The 24,313-nt window shown below is 42.5% G+C and carries 30 protein-coding genes and 3 tRNA genes; 18 read left to right on the forward strand and 15 right to left on the reverse strand.

Annotated features, from left to right (window positions below; all coding sequences use genetic code 11):
- Window positions 1-216 precede the first annotated feature (216 nt).
- From NAQ_RS09740 to NAQ_RS09755, 4 genes are read left to right on the forward strand one after another with little or no spacing between them, the layout of a single operon-like run.
- The gene (locus tag NAQ_RS09740; RefSeq protein WP_100183328.1) at window positions 217-627 is read left to right on the forward strand and encodes an EVE domain-containing protein; all 411 of its coding nucleotides are present in this window, start codon (window positions 217-219) and stop codon (window positions 625-627) included.
- 48 nt (window positions 628-675) lie between these two features.
- Window positions 676-915, forward strand: a complete 240-nt coding sequence (locus NAQ_RS09745; protein WP_048187091.1) for an Lrp/AsnC family transcriptional regulator — start codon at window positions 676-678, stop codon at window positions 913-915.
- A 24-nt stretch (window positions 916-939) separates the two neighbouring features.
- Window positions 940-1,503 carry a hypothetical protein gene (locus tag NAQ_RS09750; protein WP_100183329.1) on the forward strand — a complete coding sequence of 188 codons (564 nt, stop codon included), beginning with the start codon at window positions 940-942 and terminating at the stop codon, window positions 1,501-1,503.
- Window positions 1,504-1,548: 45 nt separating this feature from the next.
- Window positions 1,549-1,767, forward strand: coding sequence for a hypothetical protein (locus NAQ_RS09755; protein ID WP_100183330.1), 219 nt, complete (start codon window positions 1,549-1,551; stop codon window positions 1,765-1,767).
- On the opposite strand, the gene NAQ_RS09760 is transcribed toward NAQ_RS09755, so the two are convergent.
- Window positions 1,764-2,399, reverse strand: a complete 636-nt coding sequence (locus tag NAQ_RS09760) for a hypothetical protein (protein WP_100183331.1) — start codon at window positions 2,397-2,399, stop codon at window positions 1,764-1,766. The genes NAQ_RS09755 and NAQ_RS09760 overlap by 4 nt on opposite strands.
- A 153-nt stretch (window positions 2,400-2,552) precedes the next feature.
- Here NAQ_RS09760 and NAQ_RS09765 point away from each other — a divergent pair, with 153 nt between their 5' ends.
- Window positions 2,553-4,823 carry an aconitate hydratase gene (locus tag NAQ_RS09765; RefSeq protein WP_100183332.1) on the forward strand — a complete coding sequence of 757 codons (2,271 nt, stop codon included), beginning with the start codon at window positions 2,553-2,555 and terminating at the stop codon, window positions 4,821-4,823.
- 2 nt (window positions 4,824-4,825) lie between these two features.
- Here the strand turns inward: NAQ_RS09765 and NAQ_RS10260 are convergent.
- A tRNA-Trp gene (locus tag NAQ_RS10260) sits at window positions 4,826-4,978 on the reverse strand.
- An 87-nt stretch (window positions 4,979-5,065) separates the two neighbouring features.
- Between NAQ_RS10260 and NAQ_RS09770 the strand changes: the two genes are divergently transcribed.
- From NAQ_RS09770 to NAQ_RS09790, 5 genes are read left to right on the forward strand one after another with little or no spacing between them, the layout of a single operon-like run.
- The gene (locus NAQ_RS09770; RefSeq protein WP_100183333.1) at window positions 5,066-5,602 is read left to right on the forward strand and encodes a hypothetical protein; all 537 of its coding nucleotides are present in this window, start codon (window positions 5,066-5,068) and stop codon (window positions 5,600-5,602) included.
- Window positions 5,599-6,831 carry a hypothetical protein gene (locus NAQ_RS09775; protein WP_100183334.1) on the forward strand — a complete coding sequence of 411 codons (1,233 nt, stop codon included), beginning with the start codon at window positions 5,599-5,601 and terminating at the stop codon, window positions 6,829-6,831. The genes NAQ_RS09770 and NAQ_RS09775 overlap by 4 nt, the downstream gene beginning before the upstream one ends.
- A 55-nt stretch (window positions 6,832-6,886) precedes the next feature.
- Window positions 6,887-7,855, forward strand: coding sequence for a pyridoxal 5'-phosphate synthase lyase subunit PdxS (pdxS, locus tag NAQ_RS09780; protein WP_100183335.1), 969 nt, complete (start codon window positions 6,887-6,889; stop codon window positions 7,853-7,855).
- On the forward strand, window positions 7,852-8,544 hold the full coding sequence (gene pdxT / locus NAQ_RS09785) for a pyridoxal 5'-phosphate synthase glutaminase subunit PdxT (protein WP_100183336.1): 693 nt from the start codon (window positions 7,852-7,854) through the stop codon (window positions 8,542-8,544). The genes pdxS and pdxT overlap by 4 nt, the downstream gene beginning before the upstream one ends.
- 39 nt (window positions 8,545-8,583) lie before the next feature.
- Window positions 8,584-9,150 carry a hypothetical protein gene (locus NAQ_RS09790; protein WP_100183337.1) on the forward strand — a complete coding sequence of 189 codons (567 nt, stop codon included), beginning with the start codon at window positions 8,584-8,586 and terminating at the stop codon, window positions 9,148-9,150.
- Window positions 9,151-9,177: 27 nt separating this feature from the next.
- Here NAQ_RS09790 and NAQ_RS09795 read toward each other — a convergent pair whose 3' ends face one another.
- The 3 genes from NAQ_RS09795 to NAQ_RS09805 are packed head-to-tail and all read right to left on the reverse strand — an operon-like array spanning window position 9,178 to window position 12,643.
- Window positions 9,178-11,493 (reverse strand): valine--tRNA ligase, encoded by a 2,316-nt coding sequence (locus tag NAQ_RS09795; RefSeq protein ID WP_100183338.1) that lies wholly within the window; start codon window positions 11,491-11,493, stop codon window positions 9,178-9,180.
- 2 nt (window positions 11,494-11,495) lie between these two features.
- Window positions 11,496-12,317 carry a 6-pyruvoyl trahydropterin synthase family protein gene (locus tag NAQ_RS09800; RefSeq protein ID WP_100183339.1) on the reverse strand — a complete coding sequence of 274 codons (822 nt, stop codon included), beginning with the start codon at window positions 12,315-12,317 and terminating at the stop codon, window positions 11,496-11,498.
- Window positions 12,318-12,367: 50 nt separating this feature from the next.
- Window positions 12,368-12,643: a 4a-hydroxytetrahydrobiopterin dehydratase gene (locus NAQ_RS09805; RefSeq protein WP_100183561.1), complete on the reverse strand. Its 276-nt coding sequence runs from the start codon at window positions 12,641-12,643 to the stop codon at window positions 12,368-12,370.
- 86 nt (window positions 12,644-12,729) lie between these two features.
- On the opposite strand from NAQ_RS09805, the gene NAQ_RS09810 reads away from it, so the two are divergent.
- Window positions 12,730-13,479, forward strand: a complete 750-nt coding sequence (locus NAQ_RS09810) for an asparagine synthase C-terminal domain-containing protein (protein WP_100183340.1) — start codon at window positions 12,730-12,732, stop codon at window positions 13,477-13,479.
- Here NAQ_RS09810 and purB read toward each other — a convergent pair.
- The gene (purB, locus tag NAQ_RS09815) at window positions 13,472-14,833 is read right to left on the reverse strand and encodes an adenylosuccinate lyase (RefSeq protein ID WP_100183341.1); all 1,362 of its coding nucleotides are present in this window, start codon (window positions 14,831-14,833) and stop codon (window positions 13,472-13,474) included. The genes NAQ_RS09810 and purB overlap by 8 nt on opposite strands.
- Window positions 14,834-14,906: 73 nt before the next feature.
- Here purB and NAQ_RS09820 point away from each other — a divergent pair, with 73 nt between their 5' ends.
- Genes NAQ_RS09820 through NAQ_RS09830 form a run of 3 tightly spaced genes read left to right on the forward strand, consistent with a single transcriptional unit; the run spans window position 14,907 to window position 17,048 of the window.
- Window positions 14,907-16,355, forward strand: coding sequence for an RtcB family protein (locus NAQ_RS09820; RefSeq protein WP_100183342.1), 1,449 nt, complete (start codon window positions 14,907-14,909; stop codon window positions 16,353-16,355).
- A complete protein-coding gene (locus tag NAQ_RS09825; protein WP_100183343.1) occupies window positions 16,352-16,753 on the forward strand; it encodes a DNA-binding protein in 402 nt (133 codons plus the stop codon). The genes NAQ_RS09820 and NAQ_RS09825 overlap by 4 nt, the downstream gene beginning before the upstream one ends.
- Window positions 16,740-17,048 (forward strand): hypothetical protein, encoded by a 309-nt coding sequence (locus NAQ_RS09830; protein WP_100183562.1) that lies wholly within the window; start codon window positions 16,740-16,742, stop codon window positions 17,046-17,048. Before NAQ_RS09825 ends, NAQ_RS09830 begins: the two co-directional genes overlap by 14 nt.
- On the opposite strand, the gene NAQ_RS09835 is transcribed toward NAQ_RS09830, so the two are convergent.
- Genes NAQ_RS09835 through NAQ_RS09845 form a run of 3 tightly spaced genes read right to left on the reverse strand, consistent with a single transcriptional unit; the run spans window position 17,045 to window position 19,720 of the window.
- On the reverse strand, window positions 17,045-17,443 hold the full coding sequence (locus NAQ_RS09835) for a 30S ribosomal protein S11 (protein WP_100183344.1): 399 nt from the start codon (window positions 17,441-17,443) through the stop codon (window positions 17,045-17,047). The genes NAQ_RS09830 and NAQ_RS09835 overlap by 4 nt on opposite strands.
- 56 nt (window positions 17,444-17,499) lie before the next feature.
- Window positions 17,500-18,444: a thiamine-phosphate kinase gene (gene thiL / locus NAQ_RS09840; protein ID WP_100183345.1), complete on the reverse strand. Its 945-nt coding sequence runs from the start codon at window positions 18,442-18,444 to the stop codon at window positions 17,500-17,502.
- The gene (locus tag NAQ_RS09845) at window positions 18,428-19,720 is read right to left on the reverse strand and encodes a phosphomannomutase (RefSeq protein ID WP_100183346.1); all 1,293 of its coding nucleotides are present in this window, start codon (window positions 19,718-19,720) and stop codon (window positions 18,428-18,430) included. Before NAQ_RS09845 ends, thiL begins: the two co-directional genes overlap by 17 nt.
- 52 nt (window positions 19,721-19,772) lie before the next feature.
- Here NAQ_RS09845 and NAQ_RS09850 point away from each other — a divergent pair.
- Window positions 19,773-19,846: transfer RNA gene (locus NAQ_RS09850), tRNA-Thr, on the forward strand.
- A gap of 172 nt (window positions 19,847-20,018) precedes the next feature.
- Here the strand turns inward: NAQ_RS09850 and NAQ_RS10265 are convergent.
- Window positions 20,019-20,189, reverse strand: coding sequence for a hypothetical protein (locus tag NAQ_RS10265; protein WP_162858749.1), 171 nt, complete (start codon window positions 20,187-20,189; stop codon window positions 20,019-20,021).
- 50 nt (window positions 20,190-20,239) lie between these two features.
- On the opposite strand from NAQ_RS10265, the gene NAQ_RS09855 reads away from it, so the two are divergent.
- Window positions 20,240-20,410 (forward strand): hypothetical protein, encoded by a 171-nt coding sequence (locus NAQ_RS09855; protein ID WP_218192567.1) that lies wholly within the window; start codon window positions 20,240-20,242, stop codon window positions 20,408-20,410.
- Window positions 20,411-20,412: 2 nt separating this feature from the next.
- Here NAQ_RS09855 and NAQ_RS09860 read toward each other — a convergent pair whose 3' ends face one another.
- Window positions 20,413-20,673 (reverse strand): winged helix-turn-helix domain-containing protein, encoded by a 261-nt coding sequence (locus NAQ_RS09860; RefSeq protein WP_100183348.1) that lies wholly within the window; start codon window positions 20,671-20,673, stop codon window positions 20,413-20,415.
- Between the two features lie 105 nt (window positions 20,674-20,778).
- Between NAQ_RS09860 and NAQ_RS09865 the strand changes: the two genes are divergently transcribed.
- The gene (locus tag NAQ_RS09865; RefSeq protein WP_100183349.1) at window positions 20,779-21,345 is read left to right on the forward strand and encodes a hypothetical protein; all 567 of its coding nucleotides are present in this window, start codon (window positions 20,779-20,781) and stop codon (window positions 21,343-21,345) included.
- Here the strand turns inward: NAQ_RS09865 and NAQ_RS10270 are convergent, their stop codons facing one another.
- Window positions 21,346-21,513, reverse strand: a complete 168-nt coding sequence (locus NAQ_RS10270; protein ID WP_162858750.1) for a hypothetical protein — start codon at window positions 21,511-21,513, stop codon at window positions 21,346-21,348.
- 158 nt (window positions 21,514-21,671) lie between these two features.
- On the reverse strand, window positions 21,672-23,426 hold the full coding sequence (locus NAQ_RS09870; RefSeq protein WP_100183350.1) for an AIPR family protein: 1,755 nt from the start codon (window positions 23,424-23,426) through the stop codon (window positions 21,672-21,674).
- Window positions 23,427-23,511: 85 nt separating this feature from the next.
- Here NAQ_RS09870 and NAQ_RS09875 point away from each other — a divergent pair, with 85 nt between their 5' ends.
- Window positions 23,512-23,943 carry a cupredoxin domain-containing protein gene (locus tag NAQ_RS09875; protein ID WP_100183351.1) on the forward strand — a complete coding sequence of 144 codons (432 nt, stop codon included), beginning with the start codon at window positions 23,512-23,514 and terminating at the stop codon, window positions 23,941-23,943.
- 1 nt (window position 23,944) lies between these two features.
- Here the strand turns inward: NAQ_RS09875 and NAQ_RS09880 are convergent.
- Window positions 23,945-24,016, reverse strand: a tRNA-Cys gene (locus tag NAQ_RS09880).
- A 36-nt stretch (window positions 24,017-24,052) separates the two neighbouring features.
- Entirely contained in the window at window positions 24,053-24,271 is a 219-nt protein-coding gene (locus NAQ_RS09885; RefSeq protein ID WP_048187123.1) for a histone family protein, read from the reverse strand.
- Window positions 24,272-24,313: the final 42 nt, after the last annotated feature.

Below are 24,313 nucleotides of genomic sequence, written 5' to 3' on the forward strand. Positions count from 1 at the left end.
TTGCTACCGTTTTTGCCCTAACAAAGGCATACAGACGGACTAGAATGATATGATGCTTAAACATGATTTCTGGGTCCACCCAGGTATGCGACATGGGGCTACCCCGGTCACAGAGCATGTTTGAGGAAATAGGCTAAAGACCTGTGAGAACGTGTGAGTCAGTGCCGGGGTACATTATTCTAGCAAAAAAATATTAGATTTACAAAATCTGCTCATATTATGAATTATTGGCTGTGCAAGCAAGAGCCGTCCACCTACAACCTAGATTTGCTCCAAAAGGAAAAGACCGCTACCTGGGATGGCGTCCACAACAACTTGGCAATAAAACACATCAATTCGATGAAAAAAGGTGATCAGGCGTTTTTCTATCACAGCGGCGATGAAAAACAAATTGTTGGCATAATGGAAATAACATCCAATCCATATCCAAACCCAAAAGAAAAAAATCCGAGATTTGTTGTAGTTGATGTAAAATACAAAAAGCGACTGGAAAACCCAGTAACATTAGCACAGATCAAGACAAATCCAAAATTCAAAAACTGGGAGCTTTTACGAATATCGAGACTTTCTGTCATGCCAGTACCTACTCAGATCTGGAGTGAAATACTGAAAATTTCACAAAAATAGAAACTGGCAATAGGTTTATTGATATATCCCGGGGTGTATACTTTAATCATGGCAACAGCATATGTTTTGATAAACTGTGAACTGGGTTCAGAAGAAGCCATAATCAAGCAATTAAAGTCACTTGATGGCGTAAAAGAGGTTCACGGCACTTTTGGTGCATACGACATCTTGGCCAAAATCGAATCCCCAACAGTAGAGGCGTTACGTGAGACCATTACGTGGAAGATTCGAAAAATAGAGAAAATTCGATCTACATTAACCCTGATGGGTATTGAGGGTCAGTCTTAAACACTTACCTCTTTTTCTTGTGTCATGCTTTTACATTTCATATTCTTGGTTACCAAGGAAGACCTAGAGTTCAGGACCGAGGAATTTGAGTACATCCAGCAGATGGCGCAATTCTACAAAAAATGGATCAAAGACACATTTTCTTTAGATTATGATGTAAAATGCGACCAGATGATAGTGCCAAAGCAGAGCCTGATTCGAAGACTGGATACTGCAGTACTAGTAGAAGATCACAAGTCTCGCGACAAGGACACATTTCATTTCTATTTGGCAAACTTTAGGCCCATGTGGACTGACTGCACATGCGAAGGATACTATGCAGAAAATTTTGCAATGGTATTGTGGGTCAAGCCAAAAGAAGACGAGTTTTTGTTGATGTGTCAGAAAAACTGCACCGTAGTGTCGCATGAGCTAGCACACGAATTGTTGCGCCAAAAAAAATTCAAAAAGCAATATGAGGTGGTGCATGACGTCTGGTCAAAGCACCTCTTCAAGGATTTAGCATTTGAGCAATACGGAAAAAACTTTGAGCGCAATGCATCACAACCATACTTTATGACACTTGATGCATCCGAGCTTCGGTCATAATATAATCACCCGCTCTTTTAATCCGTCCTGATTTGAAATAATATCATGCTGGTTTGCAGGGGATATTGCAAGACAAAATACAAGGAATGCCTGGGTGAGTTTTCACTAAAATACAACGGGCAGAAAAGATGCGGAATATGCGATGTCTACCTGAAAACCCAGGAGATAAAATGTCCATGTTGCAAGTCTGTCTTACATGTGAGGCCAAGACACTCGCGTGCCAAGAGAAAATACTATGAAAGCAAAAACATCCAGTGGATCTAGCTGCACTTGGTCACAGAATAGATTCTGTTCTCAAAGTTTGCAGTCTTGATTTCAAGTCTGTTTTCGGCGTCTGACTTTCTTGACTTGCTGAGCCTTTCTAGCTCGACTAGGGAATCGCCCTTGAAGCCAACTGATGTGCCAAAGATTGCATCAGTCAGCATTGTTCCGTGGTCACCCTTTTTGACGTCATCTACTATGCCGTAAAACTTGATTGCTTCTCTTTTTTGAACTGGAGTTCCGGTGGACTTGTTAAATGCAACTGCAATGTACATGCCGTTGTTTTTGACTGCTACTGGAACCTTGTGGTTTTTGCCAGAGGCACCAGGAATTGTTTCGTTGATCAAAATATCGCATTTATGATACATGCTTGCTACGTATGCATAAAATCTAAAGTCGGCAAACTTGCCGGCGTCATCACTTTCGCAGTCGATAAAAATTCGGTGCAACATGACAAGAGCGGTGTCATTCATGCTTTGAAGTCTATCGTCAAGACGACCTCGCTCTAAAAGATTTGAACCGCATTCTTTGGCAATTTTTTTCAAAATAAAATCAGGCAGATTATAGTTTTTCAGGGCAGCAATGTACGAGCCTGCTTGCGACATGCCGAAGCTTGGAAATCCTTTATTGACCATGCAGATGGACTCCTTTGGAAATAATACAATGAATCATGCCCCGTACCTACATGGTAAAGCTGCTTTTTGCTTATAACTGTTAGGAATAACTAAATTTTCAAACAAAAAAAGCCTGATACGATTTATAACTAATTGACAGGGAATTATTAATTCGTGGAAATAGAGACGACACCAAAGCTCGTAACTGCTGTCTATGAAAAACTAGAACAAAACATTTCCAAATTTAGAAATGTTGTCAATCGCCCACTTACATTGTCTGAAAAAATTCTTGTAGGTCACTTGGCGGAATTTGATGGAAAAGAGCCAGAGCGAGGAAAGAGCTATGTCTTTTTGAAACCCGACAGAGTAGCACTGCAAGACGTTACGGGGCAAACCGTGATGCTGGAATTCATGCAGGCAGGACTAAAACAAGTCGCACTGCCAACCACAGTCCACTGTGATCATCTGATTCAGGCAAAGATCGGTGCAAAAGAAGACACCAAGCTTGCAATTTATGAAAATAATGAGGTTTACACGTTCTTGGAATCTGCTGCCAAAAAATACGGCGCGGGATTCTGGAAGCCAGGCGCCGGCATCATACACCAAGTGGTGCTGGAAAACTATGCGTTTCCGGGAGGACTGATGATTGGGACCGACTCACACACGCCAAACGCAGGAGGCCTTGGAATGGTGGCAGTAGGGGTTGGCGGAATGGACGCAGCAGAAGTCATGGCGGGAATGCCTTGGGAGTTGCTATATCCAAAAAGAATAGGGGTATACCTTACGGGACAGATGAGTGGGTGGACTGCGCCAAAAGACATCATACTCTATGTTGCAGGCCAGCTAACCGTATCGGGTGGAACTAATGCAATTATCGAATATTTCGGCCCAGGTGCCAAGACAATAAGCTGCACTGGCAAGGCAACCATAACAAACATGGGTGCAGAAATTGGTGCAACATGCTCTATTTTTGAATATGATGAAAAGATGGCTAACTATCTGCGAGCTACCGGCCGCGGACAGCTTGCAGAAATTGCAAATCAGCACAAGGATATACTAACAGAAGACGAAGATGTGGTGAAAAATCCTGGCAAATATTTTGACAAGGTAATAACAATTGATCTCTCAAAACTAGAGCCGCACATTGTTGGCCCACACACGCCTGACTTGGCAAGACCAATTTCCAAGCTGGCAGATGATGTCAAAAAGAACAATTATGTTGATGGCATTTCTGTTGCGTTAATTGGTAGCTGTACAAACTCATCATATGAGGACATGTCCCGTGCAGCGTCTGTTGCAAAGCAGGCAAAACAAAAAGGAATAAAATCAAAGATTCCATTATTAGTGACACCTGGCTCTGAGCAAGTCCGCGCAACAATAGAGCGCGACGGACAAATGCAAATGCTAGATGATATTGGCGCAACTGTACTGGCAAACGCATGCGGTCCATGCATCGGCCAGTGGAGCAGACCTGAGCTCAAAAACGACAATCCAAATACTATAATCACTTCGTTTAACCGAAATTTCCCTGGACGCAACGATGGAAAACGAAACACAATGAATTTCATTGGAAGTCCTGAGCTGATAATTGCATTATCACTTGGCGGAAGACTATCGTTCAACCCAATTACTGATGAGCTAACAGCACAAGACGGAACAAAATTCAAGCTGGCACCGCCAGAAATCGCACCAGATGTCCCAAAAGACGGGTTCAAGGCTGGAGTGGATGTTTATGTTGGACCGTCGCAAAACCCAGACTCCGTTAGTGTGATAATTGATCCGAGCAGCTCAAGACTGCAGAAACTAGAGCCATTTGCTCCGTGGGACGGCAAGGACTATATCGACTTACCAATAATGGTCAAGGCAAAGGGCAAGTGCACAACTGATCACATTTCCCCCGCAGGAGCCTGGCTATCGTATCGGGGACACCTAGACAAGCTGAGTGACAACCTGCTTTTGGGCGCAGTAAACGCATTTTCTGGCGAGGTGGGCAAGGGCAAAAACGCACTAGATAATACTATAGAGTCTTTTCCAAGCATTGCAAGAAAATACAAGGCTAAAGGCCTCAAGTGGGTAATAATCGGCGACACCAACTATGGGGAAGGAAGCAGTAGAGAACATGCGGCACTGACTCCGAGGTTTTTGGGATGTGGTGCAGTAATCGCAAAATCATTTGCAAGAATCCACGAGACAAACCTCAAAAAACAAGGACTGCTTGCATTGACATTTTCAAATCCTACTGATTATGACAAAATTCAGGAAACAGACAGACTGAGTCTGGTGGACTTGGGCCAGCTAGAGCAGGGAAAACCAATACGATGCATAATTACACACGCAGACGGAAAGAAAGAAGAGATTTCCCTGTCGCACACATTCAACTCTTCGCAGATTGAATGGTTCAGACAGGGCTCCGCGCTAAACGTTTTACGAAATAAATCAAGATAACGTGGGGCCGACCGGAGTTGAACCGGCGATCTACAGGTCACTGCAGCTCCAAACTCACATCATCTTGTGAAATCAGTTTGGATTGTATTACTTCTGGAGCCTCTAGCGATGACTTTGTCAATCATAGTCGCCTTGCCAGGCTGGGCTACGACCCCACGAATTACACAAATCCAGACTTGGATTTATTCTAACTGGTGCCGTCAAAAAATTAGATTTATTATAAATTCAAAAATTCACTGTGTATGGCAAAGCCTATTCTCATCATTGGTGCGTCAATTCCCGTGATTTTTGCCATTTTGATTGCAATCCCGATGATTATGAATCCGCAGATTCCGTTTTCTGCGGCGAATGCTGACGATAAAATCAACATAGAACTGATAAAATATGATCTCAAAAAAATCTCACTTGGGGTAACTGACAGGCTTGCGCCCCAAAAATCCGAAATCCTGACCATATCTGATGATGGCGCGCTTAGGTATACTCTGACCGTACCGGATGTTACGCCCGTGGAGAAAACCATGATCTTGCCAGAGGGGAACGTAACTAAGCTCACTGCACTGGTAAAAGAGACTGGCTTTATGCAATTGCCAATTGACAACATTTCTGCAGACGAATCGCAAACCGAATTTACAAAATTCTCACTCAAAGTAACGCTAAACGGCAAAACAAAGCATATCCAGTGGGCAGAACAAAATGCGACATCTACATTTGTTCCGCCTCTGATATCAAATGTGGAGCTAGAACTTGAAAAGCTCATAGATTACGCAAAACAGAATTGAGCACAATCAACTACACTCCTGTCAGCAAGCCGTTTTTGGTTACCGGTGTTATCTTGTCGTTTATTGGAACCGGAATTGGCTCTGTCTGGATGCTTGGCTTTTTTGGAATCGCAATGCCAGAACAGATAACGCCTATCTTTTCAGTGCACAGAATTTTCCAGCTAAACGGCTTTGTCACACTGATGATAATGGGAATTGGCTACATGATAATACCTAGAATGCGAAACGAGCTTACACCGTCTAACAAACTTGCCAAGATATCGTATCTCTTTGTTGTATTCTCAATAGCAGTTGACTTTGCTGGCAGTGTCATGTCTGGCGATTATTCTGATGTTGCGACAATGCTGAGACTGATTGGCGTTTCTATTTTTGGAGGGCTGATGTTTTACACGCTGCGCATTCTGCCAAAACTACTGCGGGAATCTGACTATTTTATTGCAATTTCGATTTCACTGCTTGTCGCATCTCAGGTAATGTCGCTATTTGATGTGCATCAAAATGTTCTAATTCAAAAACAAATGTGGCTGTTTTTCCCAATCTTGATGATATTTGCAATCCAATACAAGACCCTACCTTCATTTTTGGGCTTTATTCGGCCAAAAAGGAGGATAGTTGTAGTATCTGTTGGCTTGGCAATTGTCTCTGGCGCATTTGCGTTAGCATCTGGAATCTTTCCATCCATGATTCTCGATGTTGCATTTAACATATCTTTGATAGCAACAGTGTCGTGTTTCGTGTTGTCTTTGTATGTTTTTGGAGGGTTTGATGACACCGAGATTCTCAAGCTGATATCTGGTGAGAAAAAGAAAAGATACCACACAATAATTCTACACTCAAGAATTGCATACGGATTTTTGCTTGCAGGGCTGCTTCTGGGCACAATTCATGCTATGCATCTGACGAACTTTGCGCTGTATGATCTGACAATACACTATATTGCAATCGGCTTTATTGGCATAACAATAATGCTGTATTTGCCGATTATGATTCCGCCAATACTTGAAAAATCAATTAGGTTTTTGGACTTTAATCACATTCCATTGATCTTGATAATATCGGCAATTGCAATTAGAACAATTGGCGATGTGATTGTGAGTGCTGGGTCTTTTCCTCAGCCTTTTGTAATATTTGGGATATCGGGATTTGTAATACTTGCAGGAATGTTTTTGTTTGTGAGAATGATTCATCGCGCAATGAAAAACACCAACTCTGAATTGTCTATTGTGTGATTTTTGGGTCGATTGTGTCGCGTATTATAAATATGCAAATTCAACCATTTCCTCTATGATTCCACTTTCCGGCGACCTACCTAGCGCAAAGGGAAAAGTAAGTGAGCGAGTAGGTGCGTTTTCTACGGTACGCGGAACATCCACACTCAAGCGCGGATTTGCTCACATGCTAAAAAATGGTGTAGTCATGGATGTCACAACAGTAGAGCAGGCCCAAATAGCAGAAGAAGCAGGAGCCGTCTCTGTAATGGTTTTAGACAAATTACCATCCGATGTGCGAAAGGCAGGTGGAGTTGCAAGAACTGCAAGCATACGAGTAATTGAGGAAATAATGGATGCAGTAACAATTCCTGTCATGGCAAAGTGTAGAATAGGCCATGTCTATGAGGCTCGCGTACTAGAAGAGACAAACGTGGACATGATTGATGAATCCGAAGTCCTAACCCCAGCAGACGAAACCCATCATATCTGGAAATGGGACTTTACAACTCCATTTGTCAATGGTGCAAGATCTCTTGCAGAAGCATTGCGAAGAATAGAGGAAGGTGCTGCAATGATTAGGACCAAAGGTGAGCCGGGAACTGGAAATGTTGCAGAAGCAGTAACACACATCAAAAAAGTAAATGATGAATTACGATTAATTAAATCAGTTTATGATTCTGGGGATCACCAGGACTTGGTCAGAATTGCAAGAGAATTCAAAGTATCATATGATCTGGTGGAGCAAACTGCTAGAGTTGGCAGATTACCTGTTGTGAATTTTGCGGCAGGCGGAATTGCAACACCAGCAGATGCGGCATATTTGATGTCACTTGGATGCGATGGAATCTTTGTTGGCTCTGGCATATTCAAGGCAGAGGATGCCAAAGAACGAGCGCGAGCAATCGTATTGGCTACTACATTCTGGGAAGATGCGGACAAGGTCAAAGAAGCCCAGAGAATGATAGATGAGCGACAATCAATGCTAGGCCTTGATGTAAAGAATTTGGAACTACGAATGCAAGAACGTGGTAGCACGGCATGAGCGTAAACATTGGCGTTTTAGGAATGCAAGGAGATGTTGCAGAAAACATTGCTGCAACTCGTGCAGCCCTTGGACGAGCAGGAATCAAAGGTATTGTGCGACAAGTAAAGACACCATCGGAGATTTCAAAACTGGACGCATTGATCTTGCCAGGGGGCGAGAGCACCATGATGGGCCAAATGTCTCTGGTCAATGGTGCAATCAAGACAATCAAGGACAAAATCCAAAAAGGAATGCCTGTCTTTGGAATATGCGCAGGCCTGATTTTGCTTTCAAAAAATGCCAAGGACAGAGTTGTTGGCAAAATGGACCAGCCATTATTGGAATTATTAGATGTGCGAGTGGAGAGAAACTCGTTTGGACGACAACGCGACTCATTTGAGGCGGAAATATCTGCACAACCAATAGGAATTCCAAAATCCCGCGGTGTGTTTATTCGCGCCCCATCAATTGAAGGAATTGGCAAGGACGTTCAGACAATATCAAAATTCAATGAAAAAGTGGTTGCAGTAAAACAAGGAAACATCTTGGGCGTTGCATTTCATCCGGAGCTGACCGGCGATGTTTCATGGCATCGATACTTTGTATCGATGATAAAACCGCAAATCAAGAGCAACCAAAAACCACAAAATCAAAAACCAAAACAGCAAAACAACTCAAAGCCTAAACCACAAAACAACAAAAAATAATCTCATCGATAATATTGTTCTGGATTTTGTAGTGTATCATTGGATGATCAGCTGTTACAAATAAGAAGAGCATTTGGAGTTCTCTTTGTTTTGGTGTCAGTTGCAGTATCTGTCGCATCTACACTTAGCCTGATGATTTCACTGCAGAACTATCCCATGTTTTGGTATATTATAGTGTGGATTGCCTCATTTGGCATTCCTTTTGGTGCGTATTTTGCAAAATCTCGGGCAAAACTGATGAGGATTCGACAGAGAATGAAAAACAGCGTCAGCTGGCCTACTCCAGTCAAGGCAGTAAACGGCCTATGCTGGGCTTTGCCATTTGCGTTAATTGCAGCGTTTCCATCAATGATTCAATATTTGATATTGTTTGGTATTGGCCTTGGCAATCTTTCTACGTACATTTTCATGCGACGATTTAGTGGATTGGCAAACAACGAGCAACTGATGGTAGGTGCTGTATCGCTGGCATTTGTTGCAGTTGCAGTGCAAATTGATAATACGATATTTTTGGATAATCAGCCATTTGCGGTGTTTTTGTCTAGGATACTAATTGCAATATCATATGCACTGGGTGGAATTTTTGCATTGTTGTCTAGGAAATAACTGTAAAACAAATAATGTCTGAAAACTCTACTGAATTCTATGCATTGGAATCAAATCCTTTGCAAACTGTTTGAGTGATTCTGGGATTTCTATCGTTATGGTGTCCTTGAGTGACAACCCTTTTGATTTCTTTTCATTCCAAACTTTGGAATTGAATTCTTCAATTTCCTTTGTGTACTGACTCATGTCTACAAAGCCTTCTGAATTTGGGCGTTTTTGTTTGTGGATTGTTTCTTTAGAGTATAGTTCCTGCCAGAGATGATCCGTGATAAATGGCGAAATTGGCGCAAGCAAGAGCAGTATTGTGGATAAAACCTTGTGCAAGGTGTAGATTGCAGCGTTTTTCTCTGCCTCTGTAAAGCCTTCTCCATATGCACGCGCCTTTACCATCTCAATATAGTGGGCTGCAAACAAATTCCAGGTGAACTCGCGAATTGATATTGCAGGCACAAAAAAGTTGTATTCAGAGTATCCTTTTTGGCATTCTGCAATGACTCGGTCCAATTCTGATAGGATCCACTTGTCAGTTGCAGTTGGCTCTGCATTTTCTATTATACTATAACTGGAAATGAATCGAGATACATTCCAAAGCTTGGATAGGAACTTCTTTGTCGCCTCTATTTTTTGCTCAGAGCACCTAAAGTCGTAACCATGGTTGATCTCTGATGCACTCCAGAATCGAAAAGTATCTGCTCCAAATTTCTCAATTATTGGTAGTGGATCCACTGCATTGCCCTTACTCTTTGACATTTTCATTCCCTTCTCGTCTAGGCCGTATCCCATTATCCAAGCTTCAGACCATGGACTGGAGCCAGTCAGCTGCTCGCATCGCAGTATGGTATAGTACAGCCAGGTTCGAACAATGTCTTTAGCCTGTGGTCGTAGAGTCGCTGGATAGGTCTTTTTGAAAAATTCTGAATCCTTGTTGTACTTTGAGATGAATAATGGTGAGACTGACGAGTCCATCCAAGTATCAAATGTTCTTGTCTCTCCAACAAACTCACTTGCTCCGCATTTTGTGCACTTGTCAAATGGTGCAGGATCCACCCATGGTTTGTAGTATTTTCCAGGAGTTGGAACATGTGGCTCTGAGCAAGCCTTGCAGTACCAGATTGGGATCTCTGTTCCATAGTATCGTCTTCTGGATATAGGCCAGTCAATTGAAATCGAATCCAACCAATTCATCAGGATTTGCTTGTGCATATCTGGATAGAATTTGATTTTCTGTCCGATTTCGCGAATTTTTTCTATAACATCAATCTGCTTTACGTAATATTCCTCCATGGGTATGATTTCAATTGGGATTTTGCTGCGCTCAGAAACAGGAGTTCTATGCGTAATTTCCTCAATTTTCTCAACTAGTCCAGCATTTTGTAGGTCTTCGACTATCTGGTTTCTTGCCTGCTTGACTTTGAGGCCTGCATATTTTCCGGCAGACTCTGTCATCAAGCCGTTCATCCCAATTGCAACAATTTCTTCTAGCTTCATTTCTCGAAATAGAGCAACATCGTTTTGATCACCATACGAGCAGACCATTACTGCACCGGAACCAAACTCCATCTGTGCGGAATGATGTGTATTGATAGTGACCTCTCTGTTAATCACTGGAACAATGATTTGTTTTCCAATGACATCTTGGTATCTTGAATCGTCTGGATTTACTATTACGGTCTGACATGCGCAGAGCAATTCTGGTCTGGTACTAGCTATGATGATTTCTCTATCTGAATCCTTGATTTTGAATTTCATGTAAACTAGCTTGGTTGGAATGTCTTGGTATTGGATCTCTGCATCGGCAATTGTGGTGCCAGAAACCCAGTCGTAGTTGTTTGGGCGAGTCGCCTTGTAGATTGTTCCGCGCTTCCATAATTCAATAAAGGTGGATTGTGTCAGGATTCTGTATTCTTCAGAGTCTGTTCTGTAATAGTTTGCAAAATTGCCAGAGAGTCCTAGGCTTTTCATTATCTGTAACATTTCTGCTTCTAGGTCGTCCAGAGAACTCTTGCACAACTCCAAGAACTTGCTTCGCTCCGTTTCCTGCATCCTGATGTTGTGCTTTTTTTCTGTGTATAGTTCTACTGGCAGTCCATTTCGGTCTATACCAATTGGAAAATACACATGATTGCCGTTCATTCGTGCAGTTCTAGCTATCATGTCTATCTGGGAATAGTGAGCTGCCGCTCCAATGTGCCAAGGCCTACCGGACGGATATGGAGGGGGTGTGTCTATGACAAAATTCTTGTTTTCAGGCACAAAATCGTACAGGCCAGAGTCTACCCACTGTTTTAGGATCTTTGCTTCAAGCTCTGGATTCCATGCGGTCTCTTTGATCTTTGGTTCCATGCCTAATACTTGGAAATCTTGGAAATCAGGTGTGCGCCTTTGTTGTATCCTTCGTAAATGTATACGCCTACGGCTTCAATGTTCTTTGGTAGCTTGGGCACTAGGAGCTTGATTATCTCAGTAGAGAGATTTTCCACTGTAGCTTCGCCTTCTAGGAGAAATGTGGTATTTTTTGGTACTTGCATGTCAAACATTCCCTTTGGTCCCTCAAATGATATTCTATAATGTGATTGATCTTCTGTTCTGAGGTATTTTCTGTTTATGAAGAACTTATGATCCAAAATTCCGATTACTTCTTTGATGATTTTTTTTGCCTCACCAAAATCAATTAGCAAATTGTTTTTCATATCACCTACTAACTCCACTAGAACAGTGGATGTGTGGCCGTGCAGAATGGAGCATTTTTCAACTAGTGGTAAAATATGCGCATAGTCAAATGCAAACGATGGGTCCTCAATGAAGATAGAGCCGGATTGGGCGTCCTTGGTGTCGTAAAACACAATCTCTTCTAGCTCTTTGAGCTTTGCAGCAAACTGTGGATGGCCTATTGCCATGATGGTGTGGTTGTCTGATTTTATCTCCTTGTATTTTGCAATGTCTGACTCTGAATCAATTACCTCGATTAGCTTGCCGTCGCTTGTTTTGAAATCAACCAGTACTGTTTTTCCGCTTGACAGTGTCAACTTGTGCTGGTATTCGTATGATGTTCCCAAAAACGAGAGCATCTGTGCGATGGATAATTCCGTTCTTGATTTTAACAGAGTACCGTTTTTGTCAATGTATCTAAAATCCGAATCTAGTATGGTGGAATTGGTCAGTGTCATTTGCAAAATGCCTCTGTTTTGTGCCTATATATTCAATAGAGCTGCTGAGCCTAGATTGCAGACTCGATGAACTTGGCAAGCTCAACATCGTTTTGTGTAATGCCGCCAGCGTCGTGAGTCATTAGGTCTATTGTGATTCTGTTATACACATTGAACCATTCTGGATGGTGATTCATCTTTTCTGCATGCAAGGCGACTTTGGTCATAAACGAAAATGCTTCGACAAAATCAGAAAATGCAAAGTCTTTGTGCAGTTTGCCGTTTTTTACTGCCCAACCGCTTAATGATTTTAGTTCGTTTTTGATTTGCTCATCAGATAGTGACATTGGTCTCATTATACTGTGGTATAACAATTGGATAATAGTCTTTACCAAACAGTAACTTCTTTGTATGGGGGTATAATTGCAAAAACATGAATCTTGGTGTGTTGTTGGAAAAAATCAAATCTGCAATAACGCAAACTGTGCCGTCTAAAAAAATTGGAATTGCATTTTCTGGCGGAGTTGACAGCACCCTGATTGCCAAACTATGCAACATAATGAATTATGATGTTACATTACTCACAATAGGATTTGCAGACTCACATGACATTAAATTTGCAAAACAAGTCAACGAATTTCTCAAATTACCACATCATGTCTTGGAGATAAATCCTGACGAGTTTGATTCCATTTCAAAAAAAATCAACACCACAATAAACACTGACAATCTGTCTTGGAATGAAAACAGTATTGCATTTTATCATGTATCCAAGCTTGCACAAAGTCTTGGGTTGGATATGGTGGTAACGGCAAATGGAATAGATGAGTTGTTTTGTGGCTATAATGGGTACCGGGACGCAATAAAACAAGGAAATGATGCCGTAATGGTTCTGATGGATGCCAAGCTAGACAATGAAATCAATATGATGAGAGCAATAAATCAGATCTGCTTTGAGTTTGGCGTCAAAATAGTCCAACCGTTATTGTCTGAGGATTTTATCAAATTTGCCAAGACCATTCCAATAGATCAGAAAATTACAGATGAAAATGATCTGCAAAGAAAGCACATTATACGAAAGCTTGCCATTGAAGTGGGCGTTCCGGATTTGTCTGCAAATGCAAGAAAAAAGGCATTACAGTATGGCTCTATGATTCACAAAGCACTGCTAAAGTCTAGATGAATTTTTTGCAGATTTTATTTACTGTATTGTTTACGTTTGTGATTATTTGAGGCGCTGCACCCAAGTGGCTTTGCGGCGTAAATATTTCGTCTATTTCACTTTCTGTTAGCTTTGATGAAACGGCTTTGTCGTTTTTGATTGCATCAGAGTAATCGATTCCCTTGTCATGGGCTTCAAATGCAACTCGCTGGACATCTCTATATGCAACAAATCTTGGAACGCCTTTTTTGATCAAGGCCTCCAAGACAAATTCTGCAAAGATTTGCCCTTTGGTGACATACAGGTTTTGCTCTATCTTTTCCGTGTTTACTCGTAACTTGTCAATGATTCTGAGCATCGTCTCTAGCATTTCATCAAGCAAAATGGAGCACATTGGTATTGTGAATCTCTCGTTTGCCGAGTTTGATAGGTCTCGCTCATGCCATAGGGGGATGTTTTCAAATGATGCGCTCATCTGACTGCGCAATAACTTTGACAGTGATGATATTCGCTCACTTTTGATTGGGTTTCTCTTGACTGGAACTGCACTGCTTCCCATCTGACCTTCCTTGAAATGCTCTGCCACTTCGGCGATTTCGGTTCTCTGCAAATTTCTAATCTCTATTGAGATTTTTTCTAGTGTGCTTCCAATTAGAGCAAGCTGAAAAACATATTCTGCGTATCGCTCTCGCGGTATGATCTGAGTGGTGACCTCTACTGGGAACAATCCTAGCCTTTTTGAGACTCGTCTTTGGACCTCGATTGCCTTTGCACCCATTAGTGAGCCAGTACCTACTACACCAAGTGTCTTGCACAACAGAACTCGCTTTTTTATCTCTTCGATTCGCTCTACGTGTTTTGCCATCTCGGATGCCCAGTTTGCGAATTTTAATCCAAATGAAATGATACTTGCGTGCTGGCCGTGCGTTCGTCCAACTGCTGGAACCTCTCTGTGCTCTATTGCCTTTTTTGCCAAAAGCAGAGCCAGTCTTGCGACCTTTGGCTCTATTATTGCTAGTGCGTCTCTCATCTGCATTGATGTGCTGGTATCAACCAAGTCGTTGCTTGTTAAACCATAGTGAATCCACGGCCTTGCATTTACTTGGCATTTCTCACTTAGTGCTTCTACCAGAGCAGCAGTGTCATGATCTGATTTTGCCTCTAGCTGCTTTACCCGCTTGGCAGAGATTTTACCGGATCTTGATGCGGCAAAAATGTTTTGGGCAGATTTTTTTGGAATCATGCCAATTTCTCCCTGTGAAATGGCAGCTGCTCCCTCGATTTGCAACTGATAGTCTATTTTTTTCTGATCATCAAAGACAGCAAGCATCTCTTTTGTGCCATATCGGCCGCTGTCAATTGGTAAAATAGGCAATAATTAACTTTGGAATCGTATCAAAAATAAATCTACTTATGATTTAAATTGCAACCAAACAGCTTAATCGATAATGTCAGGTATTACACCAAAAAAAATTCGAGATAACGTATACCAAATAGATGCTGATTCCAGCAAGGGCATGAAGGTTCCAGTCACAATTTACGCAGACGAAGGACTAATTGCAAAAATGATGACTGACAGGACTCTATCTCAGGCAATGAATGTGGCAACTCTGCCAGGAATCCAAGGCAGTGCAGTGGTTCTGCCAGACGGACACGAAGGATATGGATTTCCAGTGGGTGGCGTTGCAGCAATGGATGCAGAAGAGGGAATGATCAGCCCTGGGGGTGTCGGCTATGATATCAACTGTGGTGTCAGATTACTGAGAATGAATTTATCAGAAAAAGAGGTTAGGCCAAAACTAAAGGAACTAGTAACAGACCTTTTCAATTCAATTCCTTCAGGCGTTGGCTCCGAAGGCGCAATCAAGCTAAACTATTCTCAATTAGACGAGGTTCTAGTTCGCGGCGTGAACTGGGCAATTGATCACGGTTATGGAACCGAAGACGATGCCGATGTCTGCGAAGAAAACGGCCAAATAAAAAATGCAGACCCAAGCAAAGTATCCAATACCGCAAGAAAGCGAGGCGCACCACAGCTAGGAAGTCTTGGCTCTGGCAATCATTTCCTTGAGGTGCAAAAAATAGAAAAAATCTATGACGAAGAGGCGGCAAAAAGAATGGGGATCCAAGAAGGAAACGTTACAGTTTTGATTCACTGCGGCTCTAGGGGATTTGGCCACCAGATCTGCTCTGATTATCTACGGGTATCAGAACAAGCTTTACGAAAATACAACATCGATCTGCCAGACAGAGAGCTTGCATGCGTGCCAAACACATCCGAAGAGGGTGAATCATATCGAAAAGCAATGTTTGCCGCACTGAATTTTGCGTGGAGCAACAGACAGATGCTGACTCACTGGACTAGAAAATCATTTGAGCGAGTCTTCAAGAGCACAGAGGCAGACTTGGATATGAAGCTAGTATATGACGTTGCACACAATATTGCCAAGGTTGAAAAGCACAAAATTGACGGCAAAGAAAAATCAGTAGTAGTTCACCGCAAAGGTGCAACTAGAGCATTTCCTGCAAACAGGGATGAAATTCCATCAAAGTACAGAGACCTGGGCCAACCTGTTTTGATTCCAGGTTCAATGGGAACTGGCAGCTGGATTTTGCTTGGCAAGCCAAACTCGATGAGCCTAAGCTTTGGTTCTACTGCGCACGGTGCAGGACGAATGATGTCACGCTCAAAGGCGAGGCGCGACTTTACAGAAGAACAGGTAAAAAAATCACTAAGTGATAAAGGAATTTTCATAAAATCATTGACTAGGGATGGCGTAGTCGAAGAGACACCAGAGGCGTACAAAGACGTGGATGCAGTAGTAAACGTATCACATGAGTTAGGAATTGCAACCAAGGTGGCAAAGCTAGTCCCAATTGGCGTGATAAAGGGTTGAGCGAAGACAGAGAACTAGAAGCACTCAAGGCAAGGCGCCTAGCAGAGATGAGAAAAAACATTGCGTCCCAGTCTCAAAAACAAGAAAAAACACAGGCTGCAGCCCAGCCATCATATAGGGAAATTGTGATTTCTCATCTTGGATATCGAGGAATGGAGGTACTGCAAAATGCCGAATCACAATTCCCAAATGAGGCAAAAATGGTAATTGATAGGCTAGGCCAATTGTTTCAGACTGGAGAAATAAATGAAGAAATCGACGGCGGACAGCTCTTGGCATTGTTCAGATCAGTTGGAATCCATGTGCGAATGCAAACCAAGATCAACATCGAGCAAGACGGAAAATTCGTCTCACTATCAGATAAGCTAAGCAAGACTGATGAAAATGAAAATATTTGAAGTAAGCTCGACTGATTTTCTAGAAGACAAGCGCCTGATTAACAACGCGTTAGCAGACATGGCGTCACAGTTTGGCCTGCCAAATGACTTTGTGTTTGGCGAGCCCACATCGCGATTTGGCTGGACATTTTTTCGACTCTGGATAAAGCCAAGCTTGCAAGAGGCAATAAACCAAAAATTCGATGATATGATCCGAAGGTACAAAGGCAAGCCTGAAGAAAAATTTACTTTTTTTATTGCGGATTATTTTCAAGCCAAAGGCTGTAAAACCAAAGTAAAGCTGATTGATGCCTAGACTCTTCTTCCTCTCTTTCCACCCTTCTTTCGTGTGGTGTCGTGAGGAATTGGTGTGACATCGTCGATTCGACCGATTTTGAATCCGCCTCTTGCCAGTGCTCTAATGGCTGCTTGTGCACCAGGTCCTGGAACTCGAGAGCCTACGCCGCCTACTGCTCGCACTCTGATATGAAAGCCAGTAAAGCCTTTTGCCTTTGCTGCCTCTACTACTGCGTTTGATGATTTCATTGCAGCAAATGGGGATGATTCGTATCTGTCAGCTGTTACGTGCACACCGCCGGAGCTGATTGCCACGGTTTCCGCGCCAGTAAGATCAGTCATGTGTACTATGGTATTGTTGTAGCTACTATAGATGTGAGCAATACCCCACTTGTCGACTTGTTCTTCTGACATTGGTTACCCAAAGTTTGGTGGTTTTAAAAAGCTATGTCGGCTAGCTGAGCGGCAAATTATGTAAAATGCCGCCATCCCTTGTTTTTGATTGGGATTTGCTTTTTTCCAGACTGTAAAAAGACACCTTTGCCGCTTTGCACATGGCCAATCTGAATCAGACTTATCTTGCACTTTTTGGCAATCTTTTCCAGTCTTGGCAGGTTTTTTTGGGAAACGGTTGCGACTATCTCGTATTCTTCTCCAGAGTTAAACACAAGATCTAGGGGATTTTTCCTGTTTGCCCTTGCAAATTCATCCAATCCGTTTTCTTTTGGTATGGTACTAATGACAAATTTCTTTTTGCTTGCACTTGCAAGCTCTATCAGAGTAGTTGATAGCCCATCACTAGAATCCATTGAGGAATCAAGATACTTTGAGGCCAAAACGCCAAATTTGAGCTGCGGTCTTGGCTCTATGACAGAATTGATGGCATCTTTTCTGAATTTGCCGCTAGATCTGCCATTCTTTAGCAAAATACCCAGGCCTGCCCCTGTCTTGCCAAATGTTCCGGTGGTGATTATGATGTCGCCGACTTTGGCGCCGCTTCGTGGAGTTATTTTCTTGGCAACACCAAACAACATGACTGAAATCACGATTTCCTTTGCCTCGTTTGTGTCTCCGCCAAGAATTTTTACGCCAAACTGCCTTGACGCCTCTCTGAACCCAGATGCGAGTCTTACTAGTTTTGTTCTTGGATAGTTGCGCGGCAACGACACGGAAATGATTCCGTGCTTTGGCTTTACCCCCTTTGATGCAAAATCGCTTAGCGGTGCAACCATGCTTTTTTTGGCAATCTGCTCTGGACTCATCTGTGGTGGAACATCCGTGCTTTGTACCAGTGTGTCTGTTTTGATTACGCCAAAATTTTTGCCTAGGCGAAATATTTCCACATCTTCATGAGTAGTTGAGACTAGATTTTTCTGTAAAATGGAAATTATCTTTTTTTCATCTAGCTTGGTCATGGCTTTGTCTTGTTAGGATGGTGATCTCTTTTTGAATCTGTTGAGCCTTGCTCAAGTCATTTGACTCTACAGATATTCTGATAATGTCCTCGGTGTTTGACTTTCTAACCAATGCCCAAGTGTCTTCGTCTATTGTGACTTTGATTCCATCAATAGTGATCGTTCTTCCAAATTTTTGCCTTAGCTTCTTTTCTAGTATGACAAGTGTTTTGTCGTGCAGGTGTGATTCAACATCAATTTTGGTTCGAAGCTGATGATAACTAGCAACAAACTCTATTACTTTATCGATTATTTTTTTGCCAGTCATTGCAGCAATTAGTCCCGATGTCAAAATTCCGTCCCGGCACATGTTAAATTCTGGCAGAATAAATCCACCACTGCTTCCCTCGCCTCCTGCTTGGCACCTTTGCTTTAACATTGCATCAATGACGTTTGCCTCGCCGACCTTTGAGCGAACCACTGAACCTCCATGTTCTTTGATGTATTTTTCGACTGCAATGCTGGTATCTATGCTAAGACAGAATTTCTTGTAGCCTAGTTCTAGTGCCTTGATGACACCTAATGCAAGTGTAGTGTCAGGTGATTGCTTTTTGCCGTCTTTTACAACTACTAGTCTGTCACCATCAAGATCAAAGGCAAACCCGATGTCGTTCTTTTTGCTTGCAGAAACCAACTGTGTAAGCTTGTCTGCTGTCGGGTCTGGGCCACGGCTAGCGGATTTTTCATTAATGATATGTACCTGGCATCCTAGTTTTTTTAAAAGCAGGGGGGCAACATTTGCCGCAGCTCCTCCTCCGATGTCTATTGCTATCTTAGGTGAGTGTCTTATTTTGCCGATAATTTCTACCGCATCGTCCACATAACTTGAGGTGATTTTGTGTTCTGTACCAAATTTTGCGATTTTATGTTGCTTTTTCTTGATGATGTGGGCAAATTCCCGTTCATTTGGCCCGCGACCGTTTATGATGAATTTCAGACCATTCCATTGCAGTGGATTGTGTGATGACGTGATTATCAGTCCTGCATCATATTTTCTTGCCTCTCGGAATACCACTGGGGTTGGCACCATTCCCAAATTGTACACGTCGATTCCGCACTCTAGGAGGGCGGCTATTGCAACACTACTTACCATCTCCCTTGACGGCCTAGTGTCATGTCCTACGACGCACTTTTTTGATGGTATTGCATGGGCAAAGTTTCTACAAAACTCCAAAACATCTGGAAGCGTCAGATCGTCTCCGAAAATTCCGCGAATCCCAGAAATGGATTTTTTCAATGGTCAGAAACCTGAAATGCTTTTTATAAACTCTGATAACACTGCCCTCCATGCCTCGATAGCTCAGCCTGGTAGAGCGAAAGTTTCGTAAACTTTAGGTCGTGGGTCCAAATCCCACTCGGGGCTTCTTTACGATCAAAAATTATTCATCAAGGGTTTCGATGTCGACTTCAAGTTCTTTGGCGAGACCTTCCCACCATTTGTTAGTCTGCTCTGTCATACTCCCCAAAAAATATCATAAAATGCTCCTTTATAGATCTGTCGGTTTGTGATCAGTACAGCATGATCCACTGATCAGCTAAGCTTGTTTTCGTTTTCTTTTTGCGCGGTTGTACATTATGATTGCAAGTGCGCCGCCTGCGCATCCCCAAAACACTGGCCATCGAAGCGGATCATTTGTCATACCAACAAAAGAATAGATCGTTCCGCCAATTAGTGCGAATCCGATTAGCTCAAGGACCTTGCTCATAAGAGGCAGAATAATCGAAAAGATATATTGTTTGTTTGCTGTCTGATATTGTGGACAAGTATCTCCTAATGATGCTAATTGTTCTGACGATGGGAATGGGATTTGCCATTTTCAAGGAGCCCCCAAGCCTGGAATTGTTTTATGCGCAGCTGGCAGGGGCATTCATCATAGTTGGATATTCTACATACAAGGAACGAAAAACTCGAAAAAGTTCTAAATAGTACTAAAGATCTAGACCGAAGCCTTGTGCCAAGTCATGGAATCGCTTGTAAGATTCTAGGTATTGTCTTCCTTTTGGTGTGATGACATAGGTGTTCTTTCCATCAAACTCGATTTTGTTTATCAGTCCTGCTCCAGTCAAGTTTTCAATGAACTTGGCTAGTCGAGAGTGTGACAGATTTGCTTGTGTTAGAAGCGATGTTACCTTGATTCCCTCTTGTCCACACTGTTCAGTAGCTGTTAGCAGATCTGCTACTATTTGCATACTGGTACGATATGTGGCCATTGTACTTCGAGTGTAATTCTAGGATATAAGGGTATTAACCTTTCTCACGATTGCTTAATAACCAAACACAAACCCCCGAACAAAGTGTCCGGTACGATTGCTTGGTATGATGATTTTCTTGGCGTGGCCTATAGGTATTTTGATCTGCGAATGAATGTGGTTCCGCTCTTTTCTGATCGGAAAAAGGCAACCGACATCTGGAACGAATACGTCCATTGGTGGGGCGACCATGACATCAAACTGAGATTCGTAGAGACGGGCGATCATTACTGGTTTATTGTCGCATCTGAAACCAGAAGACCGGGCCACAACATGGCATTTTTCAAGCTGTTGCCCAAGTCTGCTCACTATGCCAGATTCAAAAAGGGACATCTGGGTGAGGCGTACTTTAGGTTTGCAACCTATTCACAAAAAGAAGAAAAAGACGTCAAGGACGATGCAGTGTGTAACTGTACACACACCAAAGAAGATCATGACGGCAAGTGCCAAGCAGACGGATGCGGCTGTGAACAGTTCCAAACATTTGAACTCCGACTGCTCAAGAAAAAGAAGACTGTAACTGACATCAAATTCCTAGAGGAAAAAGATGTCAAGGACGACCCTGTTGCATGGAATTGCCTTTATGTGAACAAGTACAAAAATTCTGCCTAGTTATTTTTCGTCCATGCTGACTCGGACATGTTCGCCGGGATAGTGCTCATAGATCTTTTGTGAATAACATTTGCCGCACAAAACTCCTTTGATGTTCCATTCCGGCATTCCCACGTATTTGTGTGGCACTGGTCCTTTGCATAATGCGCATTTGTCTGCGTCAGCCAAGCAATGTGGATTTTTTTGTGTCTATATAAAAATCATGGCCATTTTTTGGTGTGATCAAAAAATTTGTTAAATAATGGTGTGTCTCAGAAAAAGCTGCGGTAGATTGTCTGGCCATTGTAAATCTCCTGCAATTTTTACCATGGCTGGCAACTATCGCTTTACAATAAACTGTTGACTAGTTTTCTGATGCTCTCGATTTCCTCTTCTTCTTGGCGTATTTTCTTATCCACTACGCGTAACATTGCCTCATTCCATACGTGATGGGAAAAGAAGTTGTGCTTGGTGTTTGCTCGCTCAATTTCATCTTCTACTACCGTATCTTCGAGAAATCTTGTCACTACGCCATCTGTTAGTTTTAGAATGCGTTCGTTGAGCTTGGAGCTCTTAAAGATTGGCTCTACTTTGGCAATGTCTTCTTTGAAGTCACCTTTTGTGTTCAGGATGCCTTTGTGTATTATTCTAAAGTACACTGCGACAAAAAACAATGTAGCGTATCTTTTTGTCTTGTGCCCTCCACGTTTTCCATAACCTAGTGATTTTTTGGCGTATTCTTTTACCAAATACGGATAGAGCAGCAGTCTGTAGTCATCCTTTAGGTTTTCATTGAATACATCGTCGTATTTGCTTCCGCGAGGCAAAAACTGCGCAGGTGAACTGTATGATTCGGTTGGTCTTTGCTCAATTCCTGCAACCAAAGCCTGTATTGCGTCTTTTGCAACAATTACTTTTTTGTGATTGTCAGGCAGGTATTTGTTGTATGTAGTGTCGCCCTTGAACTCACCCTGCTGCGACTTTGTCTTGGAATCAAACGAGCCTGCCTGTATTTCGTAAAAGTATCCCCGGTTTTCAAGCTGGGATTTGACAGACTTGTGAAAATCCATCAGCGATACTAGATCCTTTCCTCGTACAGAGTTTTGCGAGTTTCTGTATTTTGTGATGTTGTTTTGGTCCAGCTCGTCGTCTGCTCTTATTATGGTGACCGTGATGCTGCCGTCCAAGTTGTTGGTTCTCTTGGCATGATCTAAAATAGAGTTTGATGTCTGCGCACCGTTTACTATTTGCGGTGCGTGCAACATCAGAGTATTGTCTTCTAGCTCCTCAAAATTGCTAACTACGATTGTGATTCCGTTGTTATAGTAAAAGAACTTGTCAGGAGAATTTTGTAATGTGTCTCGAATTCCCTTGTTTACGTTTGTCTTAAACTGCATCCACTGCCTGATGTTTGACTCAAAGACATAGTCCCTGTTTTTAATGACAAAATCTGTCAGCTCTCGAAGCTTTAGTATGCCGACTACGGTGTTTTTGTAGCGAATTCTCTCTTCCAGTCGTATCTTGGATTTTTTTCCCGCCGCTGGTTTTTTTATTCGATCCCATAGCGACTTGACAATTTTATCCAAGCCCATTATCTCTAGTGTGTCATCACCGTCATAGTTTACCGGCTGGTTTGTAACATAACAGCACTCGACTTTGAGGTTTTTTTCTTGGATCTTTGTTACTAGGTTTGCAAGCTCTGGCCTCATCTTGGTGATGTCTTTGCTTAACAGCCTTCTGACGTCTTCTTTGAACTTGGCAATTGCCTCTTCAGAGTGTGCAGTGCCGTATTTTGACTGAAATAATCTTATTTTATTGTCTGAAAAATCCACTGGCAGATAAGCGTCAATTCCAAGATCGTTTGCACCATCGATTATAGAGTCTGAAGCGTCGTCTTCTGTTGCCTCGTACACCCGAGTCAAGACCCAGTGCAGGAAATTGTAGCCTTTTTCTACGTCGCTTTTTCCACTTTCGACATATTCTATTATACTGTCCTTGATGTTCTCGGAAAATCCCTCCAATGGCTGCTCTGCCTTTTTTTGAATCAATAACGACTGTGAGCCTGGAATGTATTCTAGCAAACCATTACTTCTTTCTGCCATGGTATGGTGTGGTAGTGCTGGCTTTAGAATGGCAGGTTATTGTATAATGACCTAATGTAATCATGCGTAGGCAAAAATAATCACCATGTCAAATCGAGTTGTGAAAAAATATCTTGTCCTGATCGGAGCTGCAATCGTTGCCATAATTGCAAGCCTGGCACTAACGTACAGTCAGCCCAGCTCTGAGCAGATACCACAAGGGACTCCTACTGAAGAAATTATGCCAGAAAACGCCGTCTCAATTGTAATGCTGTCTTCAAGGCCCGGATGTGAAACAACAGAATGCTATCTTCCAACAACCATTACAGTTGATTCCGGCAAGACGATAACCTGGATAAATCAAGACAGGGGACTGCATACTGTTACCACGGGGTACTATGACACGCCAGATGGAATGGTGGAAAGCGGGCAAATAGCACCAGAGGACAAATTTTCATTTACTTTTGACACGCCGGGAGAATTCCATTATTATTGTAGACTGCATCCATGGATGGAAGGAACCATAATTGTAAATTAGGAGGTGAGGAAGGGATTCGAACCCCTATAGATTCGCTTTGCAGGCGAACGCATAGCCGCTCTGCCACCTCACCAACAGAAAAAAACAAAATCCAACAGAATTAAACTCTTTACTTGATAAACGTCTTTGAAGCAAGCTTGACGTCTTCGCCGCGAATTGTCTTGCGCCCAGCATGGTTTGACATGTCTACTGCGCTCTTTGCTATTGTGGTTGCAATCTCTTCTAGGACGCGCCTTAGCTCGTCTGCCGACTCGTCGCTTACGCGATCGGCGCCTGCCTTTTTGAGTATCCTGTACATGGCAGACAGGCCCAATTCGGACGACTTCATGTCAAATTCTGACTAAATTACATGATAAAGGATTATGAGCTA

The organism is Candidatus Nitrosotenuis aquarius (genome assembly GCF_002787055.1).
In the GTDB taxonomy this organism is placed as follows: Archaea; Thermoproteota; Nitrososphaeria; order Nitrososphaerales; family Nitrosopumilaceae; genus Nitrosotenuis; species Nitrosotenuis aquarius.